The organism is Sinorhizobium fredii NGR234 (genome assembly GCF_000018545.1).
Lineage (GTDB): Bacteria > Pseudomonadota > Alphaproteobacteria > Rhizobiales > Rhizobiaceae > Sinorhizobium > Sinorhizobium fredii_A.
In genome coordinates this window covers 3,783,028-3,797,739 of sequence record NC_012587.1, presented here as the reverse complement: position 1 = coordinate 3,797,739, position 14,712 = coordinate 3,783,028, and the positions used below count along the sequence as shown (strand labels likewise).

Below are 14,712 nucleotides of genomic sequence, written 5' to 3'. Positions count from 1 at the left end.
GACGCACGGCGCTAGCGCTGCGACTTGCGGCGCAGCCGGACCACGACGTCGACATGGGAGATCTCCATGCCTTCCGGCGGCTCGGGGAGATTGCCGATCTGTATGTTGCTGACCGGAATATCGAGGACCTCGTTCTGGCCCTCGATGAAGAAATGGTGGTGATCCGAGACGTTGGTGTCGAAATAGGTCCTGGCGCTCTCGACGGCGAGAACGCGGATCATGCCGGCTTCGGTGAACTGGTGCAGCGTGTTGTAGACGGTCGCGAGCGATACCGGGACACCGGCGTCGACCGCCTCTTCATGCAATTCCTCGACCGTCAGGTGGCGGTCGCCCTTGGCGAAAATCAGATCGGCGAGCGCGATCCGCTGGCGCGTCGGGCGCAGTCCCGAATTGCGCAGCCGCTCCTGCGAAGAGATTTCCATTGCTTTCGTCATGCAGAGCCGTTCCGATATTCCTGCCAAGTTTATGGAGTATCAGCTTGCGATATAACTTCTGGCGCCGAGGCTTTCAATAGATTCCGACCGTGGAAGCGGCCGCAAGGGCCTGAAAATCGGCCTAAAGCGGGGGAAGGCTGGCATTTAACTCTGGCAGACGCCACATTCATACTGTAAGCGACGGCGGAACGCTATCGCCACAGGGAGCGGCGAGACAGGTTTTCCTACCCGCATGTCGCTCTACTTGGAAGAACGTGACAAACTGCAACCGGCGGCGACCAATGCAGGCCGCGCTTCAATTCGGGCCGAACTTGCTCTAAAGCAGGTCGGAGAACACTTGAGAAATCGGGGAAGCAACCATTCATGACCACCAGGCAATCCAGCTTCAGCTATGAGGAAATCCTGACCTGCGGCCGAGGCGAAATGTTTGGCTCCGGCAATGCGCAGCTGCCGCTGCCGCCGATGCTGATGTTCAACCGCATCACCGAGATTTCCGAAACCGGCGGCCCCCACGACAAGGGATTTGTGCGGGCCGAGTTCGACATCACCCCGGACCTCTGGTTCTTCCCCTGCCACTTCATGGGCGACCCTGTCATGCCGGGCTGCCTCGGCCTCGACGCCATGTGGCAGCTGACCGGCTTCTTCCTCGGCTGGCTCGGCGAGCCCGGCAAGGGCCGCGCCCTCTCGACCGGCGAGGTAAAGTTCACCGGCATGGTGACGCCGAAGACCAAGCTCGTCGAATACGGCATCGACTTCAAACGGGTGATGCGCGGCCGGCTGGTCCTCGGCATTGCCGACGGCTGGATGAAGGCCGACGGCGAAGTGATCTACAAGGCTACCGACCTCAGAGTCGGCCTTTTCCAGGAAAAGGCCGACTGAGCTGCGGGGCCATCGCTCTCCCCGCACGGATCCAAACGAACAAAAGGTCATCTACCATGAGACGGGTTGTTGTAACGGGCCTCGGCATCGTTTCCTCGATCGGTAACAATGCCGACGAAGTCACCGCGTCGCTCAGCGAAGCAAAGTCTGGCATCACGTTTTCCCCGGACTTCGCCGAGCACGGCTTCAAGTGCCAGGTCTGGGGCCAGCCGACGCTCGACCCGACCGATCTCGTCGACCGGCGCGCCATGCGCTTCCTGTCGCAGGCCGGCGCCTGGAACCACGTGGCGATGAAGCAGGCGATCGCCGATGCCGGTCTCGAAGCCTCCGACATCACCAACGAGCGCACCGGCATCATCATGGGCTCCGGCGGCGCTTCGACGCGCACCATCGTCGAGGCCGCCGAAACCACCCGCAAGAACGTCAGCCCGAAGCGCATCGGCCCCTTCGCGGTGCCGAAGGCGATGTCCTCGACGGCCTCCGCGACGCTCGCCACCTGGTTCCAGATCCACGGCGTCAACTACTCGATCTCGTCGGCCTGCTCGACCTCGGCGCATTGCATCGGCAATGCCGCGGAAATGATCCAGTGGGGCAAGCAGGACGTGATGTTCGCCGGCGGACACGAGGACCTCGACTGGACCATGTCGAACCTCTTCGACGCCATGGGCGCCATGTCCTCCAAGTACAACGATACGCCGTCGTCGGCCTCGCGGGCCTATGACGTCGACCGCGACGGCTTCGTGATCGCCGGCGGCGCCGGCGTCCTCGTGCTCGAGGAACTGGAGCACGCCAAGGCCCGCGGCGCCAAGATCTATGCCGAGATCGTCGGTTATGGCGCCACCTCGGACGGCTACGACATGGTCGCCCCGTCAGGCGAAGGCGCCGTGCGCTGCATGCGCCAGGCGCTGTCCACGGTGAAGGGCGACGTCGACTACATCAACACGCACGGCACCTCGACGCCGGTCGGCGACCAGAAGGAAATCGGCGCCATCCGCGAGGTCTTCGGCGAGAAGATCCCGCACATCCAGTCGACCAAGTCGCTGACCGGCCATTCGCTGGGCGCCGCCGGCGTGCAGGAATCGATCTACGGCCTGTTGATGATGCAGGCCGGGTTCATCGGCGAAAGCGCCCATATCGCCACGCTCGACCCTGAGTTCGAAGGCGTGCCGATCGTCCGCAAGCGCATCGACAATGCCAAGATCGACACGGTTCTCTCGAACTCCTTCGGGTTCGGCGGCACCAATGCGACGCTCGTCTTCCAGCGCTACAACGGATAACCAGATGAACGGACTGATGAACGGAAAGCGCGGCCTCATCATGGGTGTGGCCAACAACCACTCCATTGCCTGGGGGATCGCCAAATCACTCGCTGCGCAGGGCGCCGAACTGGCCTTCACCTATCAGGGCGAGGCGCTCGGCAAGCGTGTCAAGCCGCTTGCCGCGGAGGTGAATTCCGACTTCCTGCTGCCCTGCGACGTCGAGGACATCGCCTCCGTCGACACCGTCATCGAGACCATCAAAGAGCGCTGGGGCAGGCTCGACTTCATCGTCCACGCCATCGGCTTCTCCGACAAGAGCGAACTGAAGGGGCTCTACGCGGACACCTCGCGGGAAAATTTCAGCCGCACCATGGTGATCTCCTGCTTCTCCTTCACCGAGATCGCCAGGCGGGCCGCCGAACTGATGAGCGACGGCGGCACGATGCTGACGCTGACCTATGGCGGCTCGGTGCGGGTGATGCCGAACTACAACGTCATGGGCGTCGCCAAGGCGGCGCTCGAAGCCTCGGTGCGCTATCTCGCCGCCGATTACGGCGCGCGCGGCATCCGCGTCAACGCCATCTCGGCCGGCCCGATCCGCACGCTGGCGGGCGCCGGCATTTCGGATGCCCGTGCCATGCTTTCCTGGCAGCAGAAGAACTCGCCGCTCCGCCGCACCGTCACCATCGAGGACGTCGGCAGTTCGGCCCTCTACCTGCTTTCGGACCTTTCCCGCGGCGTCACCGGCGAAATCCACTACGTCGATTCCGGCTACAACATCACCTCGATGCCGGCGCTCGAGACCTTGCGCGTCGCCGACTCGGAGTAGACGCACTCTCCAGGCTCGCGCCTTTACCAGGACCTTTGAAGATTGCCCCTCTCCTCGGGTTTAACCCGAGGACTAACCTCTCCCCGCACCCGGGGACAGGGAACTGAGAGCTCGCGGCGAGTCCCTTCGCCCCGCTTGCGGGGAGAAGGTGCCGGCAGGCGGATGAGGGGCGGAGACCGGGAAAAGGGTCGTCTTCAGGTATCGCCGTTCAGCGCTTCGCCCAGAGCACCTTGAAGCGCGCATTGCGGCAGGTCTCGCCATACTCCTTGGCGTTCTCTGCCAGGACCTGCTCGTAAGGCAGGCCGCGATTTGCGACGAGCATGAGCCTGCCGCCCTGCTTTAGCGCCTTCAACGCCGCCTTGATGATCGCTGACCCGATCGCCGGCTCGGCGGCATGCCCCTCGTGGAAGGGCGGATTCATGACGATCAGGTCGTATTTGTCGCGGGTTTCCTCACTGGTCAGGTCGTGCCAGTAGAAACGCGCCGGGGTTGTCGGCGCGTTCGCCTTCACGTTGCGGCGCGCCGCTTCCAGCGCCTCGTGATCGGCCTCGAACAGATCGATGCCCTTGAGCCCGGGGGAGGCCTGCGCCAGCATCACGGAAAGATAACCCCAGCCGGCGCCGAAGTCGGCCGCATGGCCGGTGAAATCCTTCGGCAGGCGCGAGGCGAGAAGTTCCGAACCGGCGTCGACGCGATCATGCGAGAACATGCCTGGTGCTGCCTCGAAGACATCGTCCACCCGCACCGGAGCCTTGGCGAGTTTCTGGATGGCATCGGCCACATCCTCCGGCCGCGTGAACCAGAAGGCGACGCCGTGGTACTTCGGCAGATGGTCGCCATCCCATTCGAATTTGGCGACGCGCTTCTTCAGCGACTGGATGCCGTCTTCCTTGCTGCCGGCAACGACGATGAGGGCGCCCTCGCGCGTGCGCTTCAGCGCCTCGGCGATGCGGTCCTCGTTCTCGCCCTTGTGTTTGCCGCAGAGCACCAGAGCGACGTCATAGTCCTCGCCCGCAACGACAGGGCTCACATCGGCCCGCATCGCCTCAAGGGCCCGATAGAGCGGCCGCAGGGGCTGCACGGCGGAAATCGGTGCCACGAAGCCCTCGGGCAGCCTGTAGCCCGCCTCGGCACCGAGAAAGAGCACACGCTCGCCTTCCCCCGGCGGATCGATGATACCGGTTTCGAAGGGGTGGAACAGGGTTTTCAGCGCGTCGCGGCTCATGGGTCGTTTCCATTCGTCTTACAAGAAAGGGGCGCGGAGCCATCCGCTCCGCGCCCCGTCTCAACTGGCTGAAGCCGGCTTATTCAGCCGCTTCGCCGCCGTCCTTCTTTTCGCCCTTCTCGGCGACGACTTCCTTGCCGGTCGCCTGGTCGACGACCTTCATGGAAAGGCGAACCTTGCCGCGCTCGTCGAAGCCCATCAGCTTGACCCAGACCTTGTCGCCTTCCTTGACGACATCGGTCGTCTTGGCGACGCGCTCGGAGGCGAGCTGCGAGATGTGGACGAGGCCGTCGCGGGCGCCGAAGAAGTTGACGAAGGCGCCGAAATCGGCGGTCTTGACGACCGTTCCCTCATAGATCTGGCCGACTTCCGGTTCGGCGACGATCGAGTGGATCCACTTGCGAGCCGCTTCGATCTCCTTGCCGGAAGAGGAAGCGATCTTGACGGTGCCGTCGTCCTCGATGTTGATCTTGGCACCGGTCTTCTCGACGATTTCGCGGATGACCTTGCCGCCCGAGCCGATGACTTCGCGGATCTTGTCGACCGGAATGTTCATCACTTCGATGCGCGGCGCGAATTCGCCGAGCTGGCCGCGGCTCTCGGATATGGCCTTGGCCATTTCGCCGAGGATGTGGAGACGGCCGCCCTTGGCCTGGTTGAGCGCGATGCCCATGATCTCTTCGGTGATGCCCTCGATCTTGATGTCCATCTGCAGCGAGGTGATGCCGGCTTCGGTGCCCGCAACCTTGAAGTCCATGTCGCCGAGGTGGTCTTCGTCGCCGAGGATGTCGGAGAGAACCGCAAAGCGCTCATCTTCCTTGATCAGGCCCATGGCGATACCGGCGACCGGCTTGGCGAGCGGCACGCCGGCATCCATCAGTGCCAGCGAGGTGCCGCAGACGGTTGCCATCGAGGAGGAGCCGTTCGATTCGGTGATCTCCGAAACGACGCGCAGCGTGTAAGGGAACTGCTCGGCTTCCGGCAGCATCGGGCGAATAGCGCGCCAGGCGAGCTTGCCGTGACCGATTTCGCGGCGGCCCGGGGAGCCCATGCGACCGGTTTCGCCGACCGAGAAGGGCGGGAAGTTGTAGTGCAGCATGAAGCGTTCTTTGTACATGCCAGTCAAGGAATCGACGTACTGTTCGTCTTCGCCTGTGCCGAGCGTGGCAACGACGATCGCCTGCGTTTCACCGCGGGTGAACAGCGCCGAACCGTGCGTGCGCGGCAGAAGGCCGACTTCAGAGACGATCGGGCGAACGGTTTCGAGATCGCGGCCGTCGATGCGGCTCTTGGTGTCGAGAATGTTCCAGCGGACGATCTTGGCCTGCAGGTGCTTGAAGACCGAGCCGATTTCCTCGGCCGTATGGGCCGGGTTCTCGATGCCTTCCGGCAGGAAGTGCTCCTTGACCTTGGCCTTGACGGCGTCGACCGCGGCGTAGCGGGCAGCCTTTTCGGTGATCTTATAGGCGTTGCGCAGTTCGTCCTCGGCGATTGCCAGCATGGCGTTTTCGAGGGCGGAATGATCTTCCGGATCGAATTCGCGCGGCTCCTTGGCGGCGACTTCGGCAAGCTTGATGATCGCGTCGATGACCGGCTGGAAGCCCTGCTGGCCGAAAACGACCGCGCCGAGCATGACGTCTTCCGGCAGTTCCTTGGCCTCCGACTCGACCATCAGCACGGCTTCCTGCGTGCCGGCGACGACCAGATCCAGCGAGGATTCGTCCATTTCGTCGAGATGCGGGTTCAGCACATACTCGCCGTTGATGTAGCCTACGCGGGCACCGCCGATCGGTCCCATGAAGGGGATGCCGGAAAGCGTCAGCGCCGCGGAGGCCGCAACCATGGAAACGACATCGGGATTGTTTTCGAGGTCATGCTGCATGACCGTGACGATCACCTGGGTGTCGTTCTTGTAGCCGTCCGGGAAGAGCGGGCGGATCGGCCGGTCGATCAGGCGCGAGACGAGCGTCTCGTTTTCGCTCGGGCGCCCTTCACGCTTGAAATAGCCGCCGGGGATCTTGCCGGCGGCATAGGTCTTTTCCTGATAGTTCACGGTCAGGGGGAAGAAATCCTGACCGGGCTTCGGTGCCTTGGCGGAAACGACCGTGGCGAGCACGACGGTTTCGCCGTAGGTGGCGAGAACGGCGCCGTCGGCCTGGCGGGCGATCTTGCCGGTTTCGAGCTTGAGCGGACGCCCAGCCCATTCGATTTCTACCTTGTGGGTCTCGAACATGTTCTGTCCTTCATGTGCGGGAGATCGTCCGCGGCTGTTGCAGCGCAGGCGATCTTGGTGCCGCATGGTGTGGCGCATCACGGGCAAGACAACGGGAGGCTTCAAATGGAACCGGCCGCTCACCGCTTTGCCGCGCTCACCCGCATGGAAGCGCTTCGGCAAGCAGGCGCCGAAGCATCCTGCAATCCTGCCCCATGACGGGCCATCGGTTGATCCGCGATACCGGCCCATCCGGCTCGCTGGACATCTCTCCGTTCTAGGCGCCTCCGGCGCCCAGGGAGAGTATTGGCGGGCGCTCAACGCCCAAATAAAAAAGCCGGCGGATCGCCGAGCGACCCGCCGGACAGTCGTTTAGCGACGGATGCCGAGGGCACCGATCAGCTTGCTGTAGCGCGCTTCGTCTTTCTTCTTCAGATAGTCGAGGAGCGAGCGACGGCTGGAAACCATCGCGAGAAGACCACGGCGGGAATGGTTGTCCTTCTTGTGGTCCTTAAAGTGTTCGGTCAGGTTGTTGATCCGTTCCGTCAGGAGCGCAACCTGGACTTCCGGAGAACCGGTATCGCCTTCAACGGTTGCAAAATCCTTGATGAGCTGAGCCTTGCGCTCTGCAGTGATCGACATCGGTTGATCCTTTCGATTTCGAGGATTAGGGGTCGCCGGCAGCCGGGATGTCGTCCAGCCGCGGCCGTTCACACGAAGAGGCGGTGCCTTTCGCTGGCGTGCCTATAACCGAAACGGACGCAAAAGGAAAGGGCGATCGAGCCGGCCGCCGATCGGCGCCACCGGCCCCCACGGGCGACCGCAGCCCCTGCTACGCACCGTCCTCGACACCGCCGGTACGAGGGATGCGGATGCACCATTCGATGCCGTCGGCATGCATGGTCCTTTCGAGTTCGGCGCGCAAGGCCATGCCGAGCATCCGCTCGATCACCACCGATCCGAAACCCCTTCGATGCGTCGGTGCCGGTTCGACGAGATCCGCGCCGCTTTCGCGCCAGCGGATGATGGTTGCACCAGCTGACGAGGACCATTCGAGCTTGATCGTCCCCGTCGCATTGGCGAGTGCCCCATGCTTGATCGCGTTCGTCGCGAGTTCGTGAAGCACCATGCCGAGCGTCTGCGCCATTTGCGTCTCCAGCCGCAAGGCCGGCCCGTCAAGCACGATGCGGCCCGGCTCGTCGGGGGCAAAGGGTTGCAACTGCTCCTCGGCAAGCTCGCGGAAATCCACGCCCATCGCTGCATTGGCAATCATCAGATCGGTCGATCGGGCGAGGCCAGCCAGCCGCTTGCGGAACGCATCGACGAATTCCGACGTGTCCTCGCTCGACCAGGCGGATTGGGCCAGCATCGACTGGATGACGGTGAGCTGGTTCTTCGAACGGTGCGCGACCTCCCGCATGAGGAGCCGGATTTCCGCCTCGGCCCTGGTTCGTGCCGCCGCCGCGCGGGCAAGTGACGCCGACACGGCCTCGACTTCGGTAATGACGTAGCGGCGTGGCTCGATCACTTCGCCGGCGCCGAGGCGCCGCGCGTCGAGCGCCAGCAGCTTGACGCCTTGCGTCAGCAACCGCGCGATGATCAACGATCCGGCGATGGCGATGCTGGCGAAGATGATGCCGCCGAGCGACAGCCAGAGAAACGACCAGAGGATCGGCGCATCGACGATCTCACGCGGCGCCCAGGCAACGATGCGCCAGCCGGTGACGACGGAGAATTCCGAAACGACGCGGTAGGCCACGCCATGCTCGTTGATATCGCTGACGCCGATGCTGATCTGAGGCAGCGCGTCCAGAAAGAACGCTTCACCGGGACGGGTCGAGGGATCCGAGGAAGCGATCACCTTGCCCTTGCCGTCGACCAGTGCGGCATTCCAGCCGGGTGAAAGCGTGTCGCGGTTGACCGCCTTGGCCATGCGGGCGGCATCCTGGGTGAGGCCCAACAGATAGCGTTCGCCGTCCGGACCGTTTATCGGCAGATAGACGTTGAAGACCCAGCTCTTGGCGGTGTTGGCGAAGAAGGCGCCCGAAACGACCGGTCCGCTGCTCTTGAAGGCAATGTCGAGGTCCGGATCGGATGCCCGCCCCAACAGCGTTCCGACAGGGACGCCGGTGCTCATCCGCAAATTGTGGTCGCTGTCGACGACGATCAGGTTGGAATGAGTGCCGGCCAGTGCGCTCGAAGCGCGGTCGTAAAAGCCGCGCAGATTGCGGAGATCGACGGCCCCGGAGGTCGACAGCACCTTGAGCGTTGTCATCATACCCTCGACCTCGCGCTCGACGATCCGGGTAACCGACCCGGTCGAGGCCTTGAGCAGCGAGGTGACGACCTGCTCCTGCGCGTCGACGCTACGCTTCACAATGACGAACGAGAAGATGAAGGAAGGGACGATCGCGATCAGCAGCAGCGAGAGCAGATAGAAGCTGAACGGCCTGCGAAGATATTGGCGAACAAAGGCGGCAACGGCCTGAAGACCGCCGGATGAGACCTCGCCCTCGCTTTTCTCTGGCGCCTTGAGCATCCGAACCGCCTTTCGCCGCCTGGACCGTGCCGCGACTGCGGCCCCGGGCTTCCTACAGCGCCGTGCGTCTTTTCAGGTGCACGAAGGACGCTGTAGCCTTTGAATCACGGCATGCTTTGATCCTTAAACCGGCTAGGATTAAAGGAAACATGCAGCCGCCGCGTTAAGCGCCCATGCGCCGCTCACGCAGTCCGGACCGATTCTTGGCGGGGCGCCGGCCGCCGGTCAATGGTCGGCGAACACACGCTTCGGTCGAAATTCACCTTCGGCGACCTCGCCGATGGCGACAAGCTTGCCGCGCGCCGTCGCATAGGCCTCGGGGGCCGGCAGCGGCGCATCCCGTCCACGCAGGATGATCGGGTTGCCCATCCTCAGCCGATGCGCCTGATCGTCGCTCACCGCAACATGCGGCAGATCGGAAAGCGCCTCGCCGGTGTCGATCAGATAATCGTCGAGCGCGGCAAGTCGTTCCGCATCGTCTTCGATCTTCTCCAGTGCGACGAGATCGGCGAGCGGGACCAGATCCTCTTCCCCGAAGGGCGCGACGAAAGTACGGCGCAACGAGGCGATATGGCCGAAACAGCCGAGATCGCGGCCCATGTCGCGGGCGAGCGAACGGACATAGGTGCCCTTGCCGCATTCGATCTCGAAATGGGCGAGGTGCGGCGTGCTGCCGATCAGGGCGAGGCGGAAGACCTCCACCTCGCGTGCCGGGATATCGACGGTCTCGCCGTCGCGGGCGAGATCGTAGGCACGCTCGCCATCGATCTTGATGGCCGAAAACTGCGGCGGCACCTGGCTGATCACGCCGGTATATTTCGGCAGCAGGACACGGATCGCCTCCTCGCTCGGACGCTCGGAAGACGAGCGGACGACATCGCCCTCGAGGTCGTCGGTCGAGCGCTCCTCGCCCCAGGCCACGGTGAACTCATAGATCTTGCGGCCGTCCATGACATAGGGAACGGTCTTCGTGGCGTCGCCGAGCGCGATCGGCAACATGCCGGAGGCGAGCGGATCAAGCGTGCCGGCATGGCCGGCCTTCTGCGCCTTGAACAGCCACTTGATCTTGGACACCGCCTCGGTGGAGCCGAAATCGAGCGGCTTGTCGAGGATCAGCCAGCCCGAGATCGGGCGGCCCTTGGGTTTGCGCGGCTTGGACATGGATCTTTCTTATTCTTGGTCGTCGGTATCGGGATCGAGGTCGCGGCTGACTTCCGGCGAGCGCAGCAGCGCATCGATCTTCTGGTAGTTGTCGAAGCTGGTGTCGTCCCTGAAGCGGACATCCGGCATGTACTTCATCTGCCGGAGCTGCGGCCCGAGCCGGCCGCGAATGAATTTCGCATGCTTGTTCAGCGCCTCGATGACCGCCGCGTGATCGGCGACACCGAGCGGCGTCACATAGGCGGTAGCGATCTTCAGGTCGGGCGACATGCGCACTTCGGAAATCGAAATCACCGTCTTCTCGATCAACGGGTCGCGAACCTCGCCGCGCTGCAGGACCTGGGTGATCGCGGCGCGCACCTGTTCACCGACGCGCAGCATGCGCTGGGACGGAGCGGAGGATGTGGATCTGGTCATCGTGTTTATCCTGGATCACGGCGATTGCGGTCGCATCGACCTCAATCGAGACGCGATCGGTTCGCTACAGCGCCGTGCGTCATATCAGACGCACAAAGGTCGCTGCAGCACTTTGAAATGCTGCATGTTCTTATCCTTGAATCGGCTCCGATTTAAGGAACATGCAGTGGAGGCGGGACGGATGCAGACGGAACACCGCGAGCACCTCTTCTCGTCCGCACCAAAAAAGGAGCGCCGGAGATGATCCGGCGCTCCCACAATCTGTTGCCGGATCGACTTAGAGCGTCCGCGTGATGTGTTCGACGCGGAAGCACTCGATCGTGTCGCCGGCGCGGATGTCTTCGTAGTTCTCGAAGGCCATGCCGCATTCCTGACCGGACTGGACCTCGGAGACCTCGTCCTTGAAGCGCTTGAGCGTCTTGAGCTTGCCTTCGTGGATGACGACGTTGTCGCGCACCAGGCGGACACCAACACCACGCTCGACCTTGCCTTCGGTGACGCGGCAACCCGCGACCTTGCCGACCTTGGTGATGTTGAACACCTCGAGGATCTCGGCATTGCCGAGGAAGGTTTCGCGCCGTTCGGGCGAAAGCAGGCCGGACATCGCCGCCTTTACGTCATCCACCAGGTCGTAGATGATGTTGTAGTAGCGGATTTCGATGCCGGACCGGTCGGCCGCATCGCGCGCCTGCTTGTTGGCACGGACGTTGAAGCCGATGATCGCGGCGTTCGAGGCTTCGGCAAGCGAGATATCCGACTCGGTGATGCCGCCTGCGCCCGAATGAACGATGCGCGCCCTGACTTCGTCGGTTCCAAGCTTGTCGAGCGCTCCGGCGATCGCTTCGATCGAGCCCTGCACGTCGCCCTTGATGACCAGCGGGAACTCCTTCAGGCCGGAGGCCTGTAGCTGGCTCATCATCTGCTCGAGCGAACCGCGCGAGCCGGACTGGCGGGCAACCATCTTCTCGCGGGCAAGCCGCTGGCGATATTCGGAGATCTCGCGGGCACGGCTTTCGTTCTCGACGACGGCGAACTTGTCGCCGGCCGCCGGGGTGCCGGAAAGGCCGAGGACCTCGACCGGCATGGACGGGCCGGCTTCCTTGACGTGTTCACCCTTGTCGTTGACGAGCGCGCGCACGCGGCCCCACTGGTCGCCGGCGACAATGATCTGGCCGGGCGTCAGCGTGCCCTTCTGGACGAGAACCGTGGCAACCGCACCGCGGCCGCGGTCGAGCTCGGCTTCCACCACCGTGCCCTCGGCCGTCCGGTCCGGATTGGCCTTGAGATCGAGAATTTCGGCCTGCAGCAGGATCGCTTCGAGCAGCTTGTCGAGATTGGTCTGGTTCTTCGCCGAAACCTCGACGTCGAGCACTTCACCACCCATCGATTCGACGAAGACCTCATGCTGCAAGAGCTCGGTGCGGACCTTTTGCGGGTTCGCCGTCGGCTTGTCGATCTTGTTGATCGCCACGATGATCGGCACGCCGGCCGCCTTGGCGTGATTGATCGATTCGATCGTCTGCGGCATCACGCTGTCATCGGCCGCGACGACGAGAACGGCAATGTCCGTCGCCTGGGCACCGCGGGCACGCATCGCCGTGAACGCGGCGTGGCCGGGGGTGTCGATGAAGGTGATCTTCTGGCCGTTCTGCTCGACCTGGTAGGCACCGATATGCTGGGTGATGCCGCCCGCTTCGCCGGCGACCACATTGGCGTGGCGGATCGCGTCGAGCAGCGACGTCTTGCCGTGGTCGACGTGGCCCATGATCGTCACGATCGGCGGACGGGATACCATGGTTTCATCCGAGTCTGCGACGTTGAAGATGCCTTCCTCGACGTCGGATTCGGAGACGCGCTTGACCGTGTGGCCGAATTCGCCGGCGATGAGTTCGGCGAGATCCGCATCGATCAGGTCGCCGGGCTTCATCATCTGGCCTTCCTTCATCAGGAACTTGATGACGTCGACGGCGCGCTCCGACATGCGCTGCGACAGTTCCTGAATCGTGATGGTCTCCGGCAGGACGACCTCGCGCGAGATCTTCTCGCGGGTCTCCTGCATCTGGCTGCGCCGGAACTTCTCCTGGCGGCGGCGCATGGCCGAAAGCGAACGACCGCGCTGACCACCGTCTTCGTCGACGGCAGCGGTCAGCGTCAGCTTGCCCTGGCGACGGCCCTCGTCGCCCTTGGCACGGGGCGCAGGCTTTGCCGGCTCGGGACGGACGACCTTGCCGCGGGCCGGGCCGGCTCCGCCGCGCGGACGCTCTTCCTCTTCCTCGGCACCTGCACGACGGCCACGAAGGGCCGCAGCAGGTGCCGCCGGGGCCTGCGGTGCGGCGGACGCCGGACGGGCAGGTTGCGGACGGGTGTCGGTACGGCGCTCGGCGACGAGCGGGCGCCCTGCCTCGACGGCGGGCTCGGCCTTCTCGACTTCGACGGCGGGGCGAGCAGCCTCTTCGGCGGCGCGGCGGGCCGCCTCTTCCTTCTCGCGGGCAAGGCGCGCTTCTTCCTCGACGCGGCGGCGCGCTTCCTCTTCGGCGCGGCGCTTGGCCTCCTCGGCATCGCGGACCTGAGCGTCGGCAAGCGCACGACGGCGGGCTTCCATCTCGCCGGCCGAAAGGTCGTTCAACACGACACCGATGCGGGGACGGTTCTGCTCGGAGCGCGGCTGATGCGGCTGCGGCTGCGGGGCCGGCCGACCGGCCGGATGCGGCTGAACGGGGCGCGGCTCGGCAGGCCGCGCCACCGGCGCGGCGCTCACCGGGGTGATCGGTCGCTCGTCCTTGTGCCGCGTCAGGCCGCGTGTCTTCTTCGTTTCGACCACGACCGCCTTCGTGCGACCGCGGCCCATATCCTGGCGCACGGTTCCCTGCGTCACCCCGGAGGGCTTCAGGGTCAGCGTCTTCTTGCCCGCTACGCTGAGTGTCTTGTCGTCTTTGTTGTCGGTCATTCCGTTCCGTTCCTAGCGATCAGGGCCGGATGCGAAACACCTGACCCCGTCTTCCAATTTGTCTCAAACAGCGCTCGCGATGCCGGCCTCTGCCGGTGACGCGTGTCATTGCTGTGGCTTATCAGCGCCGCCTTCGGCCCGGACCGGGACGGATCCTCGGTACTTTTCGAGCATGATTGCGCGCTTCACTACACCCTCACCCGCCTGCCCTGCAAGCGCTGCGGCATGGATAAAAGCATTACTTCCCAAAAGCCCCTCCATTTCCGCCGCCGCAAACGGGCGGAACGCAGGTATTTCCGTTTCATCATCGGCGACGAAGCTCATCGCCTTGCGAGCCTGGTCGATCTTGCGCACACCGTCGGCGGCCGCGTCGATCGCGTGGAAAACGCCAAGCGCCGCGAGCCCGCGCACCGCCTGCTCCGTCTTCGTGGCTCCGGAGACGAACTGGCCGGCCTTGCGCGCCATGTTCATCATTCCGGCAAGCTGCTCGACGAGCAGCCTGTCGACCTCGTCGGCCAGCGCCGCCTCGGCCTTGACCTCGCTGCGCAGGGCGCGGGCGAAGAGCTTCTTCGCCACCGCCTTTTCGACGAAGCGCCGCTCCGCCTTCACCCAGCAGCCCCGTCCCGGGAGCTGCCGCTTCAGGTCGGGCACGACGCGCCCGTCCGGCCCGGCAACGAAGCGGAGCAACTCATCCGGCGAGCCGCTCTCGCGCGTGACGATGCAGGTCCGGCTGCTGCCGCTCCGGTCCTTTGGGCCCTTGTCCGAAGGCAGGACTTCCGAAGGCAAGATTTCGGTGGCGGCTGTCATCGT

Annotated in this window: 12 protein-coding genes; 3 read left to right on the top strand and 9 right to left on the bottom strand. The window is 64.1% G+C overall.

Features of this window, described 5'->3' with window-relative positions:
• Positions 1-11: 11 nt before the first annotated feature.
• Positions 12-434 carry an iron response transcriptional regulator IrrA gene (irrA, locus tag NGR_RS29000; protein WP_012710046.1) on the bottom strand — a complete coding sequence of 141 codons (423 nt, stop codon included), beginning with the start codon at positions 432-434 and terminating at the stop codon, positions 12-14.
• Between the two features lie 363 nt (positions 435-797).
• On the opposite strand from irrA, the gene fabA reads away from it, so the two are divergent.
• The 3 genes from fabA to fabI are packed head-to-tail and all read left to right on the top strand — an operon-like array spanning position 798 to position 3,401.
• Positions 798-1,313 carry a 3-hydroxyacyl-[acyl-carrier-protein] dehydratase FabA gene (gene fabA, locus NGR_RS28995; RefSeq protein ID WP_012710045.1) on the top strand — a complete coding sequence of 172 codons (516 nt, stop codon included), beginning with the start codon at positions 798-800 and terminating at the stop codon, positions 1,311-1,313.
• Between the two features lie 56 nt (positions 1,314-1,369).
• Positions 1,370-2,590, top strand: coding sequence for a beta-ketoacyl-ACP synthase I (gene fabB / locus NGR_RS28990; RefSeq protein WP_012710044.1), 1,221 nt, complete (start codon positions 1,370-1,372; stop codon positions 2,588-2,590).
• Between the two features lie 4 nt (positions 2,591-2,594).
• Positions 2,595-3,401: an enoyl-ACP reductase FabI gene (gene fabI / locus NGR_RS28985; RefSeq protein WP_164924562.1), complete on the top strand. Its 807-nt coding sequence runs from the start codon at positions 2,595-2,597 to the stop codon at positions 3,399-3,401.
• A gap of 208 nt (positions 3,402-3,609) precedes the next feature.
• Here fabI and NGR_RS28980 read toward each other — a convergent pair whose 3' ends face one another.
• The 8 genes from NGR_RS28980 to NGR_RS28945 form a co-directional block, all read right to left on the bottom strand.
• Positions 3,610-4,626 carry a class I SAM-dependent methyltransferase gene (locus NGR_RS28980; protein WP_012710042.1) on the bottom strand — a complete coding sequence of 339 codons (1,017 nt, stop codon included), beginning with the start codon at positions 4,624-4,626 and terminating at the stop codon, positions 3,610-3,612.
• A gap of 79 nt (positions 4,627-4,705) precedes the next feature.
• Positions 4,706-6,859, bottom strand: coding sequence for a polyribonucleotide nucleotidyltransferase (gene pnp, locus NGR_RS28975; RefSeq protein WP_012710041.1), 2,154 nt, complete (start codon positions 6,857-6,859; stop codon positions 4,706-4,708).
• A gap of 351 nt (positions 6,860-7,210) precedes the next feature.
• Positions 7,211-7,480: a 30S ribosomal protein S15 gene (gene rpsO, locus NGR_RS28970; RefSeq protein ID WP_012710040.1), complete on the bottom strand. Its 270-nt coding sequence runs from the start codon at positions 7,478-7,480 to the stop codon at positions 7,211-7,213.
• A gap of 190 nt (positions 7,481-7,670) precedes the next feature.
• Positions 7,671-9,377 carry a sensor histidine kinase gene (locus NGR_RS28965; RefSeq protein ID WP_012710039.1) on the bottom strand — a complete coding sequence of 569 codons (1,707 nt, stop codon included), beginning with the start codon at positions 9,375-9,377 and terminating at the stop codon, positions 7,671-7,673.
• Positions 9,378-9,602: 225 nt separating this feature from the next.
• Complete coding sequence (gene truB / locus NGR_RS28960) at positions 9,603-10,538, bottom strand: tRNA pseudouridine(55) synthase TruB (protein ID WP_012710038.1); 936 nt, start codon at positions 10,536-10,538, stop codon at positions 9,603-9,605.
• A 9-nt stretch (positions 10,539-10,547) separates the two neighbouring features.
• Positions 10,548-10,955: a 30S ribosome-binding factor RbfA gene (gene rbfA / locus NGR_RS28955; protein WP_012710037.1), complete on the bottom strand. Its 408-nt coding sequence runs from the start codon at positions 10,953-10,955 to the stop codon at positions 10,548-10,550.
• A gap of 277 nt (positions 10,956-11,232) precedes the next feature.
• Complete coding sequence (gene infB / locus NGR_RS28950; RefSeq protein WP_012710036.1) at positions 11,233-13,902, bottom strand: translation initiation factor IF-2; 2,670 nt, start codon at positions 13,900-13,902, stop codon at positions 11,233-11,235.
• Between the two features lie 105 nt (positions 13,903-14,007).
• Positions 14,008-14,709: an RNA-binding protein gene (locus NGR_RS28945; RefSeq protein WP_012710035.1), complete on the bottom strand. Its 702-nt coding sequence runs from the start codon at positions 14,707-14,709 to the stop codon at positions 14,008-14,010.
• Positions 14,710-14,712: the final 3 nt, after the last annotated feature.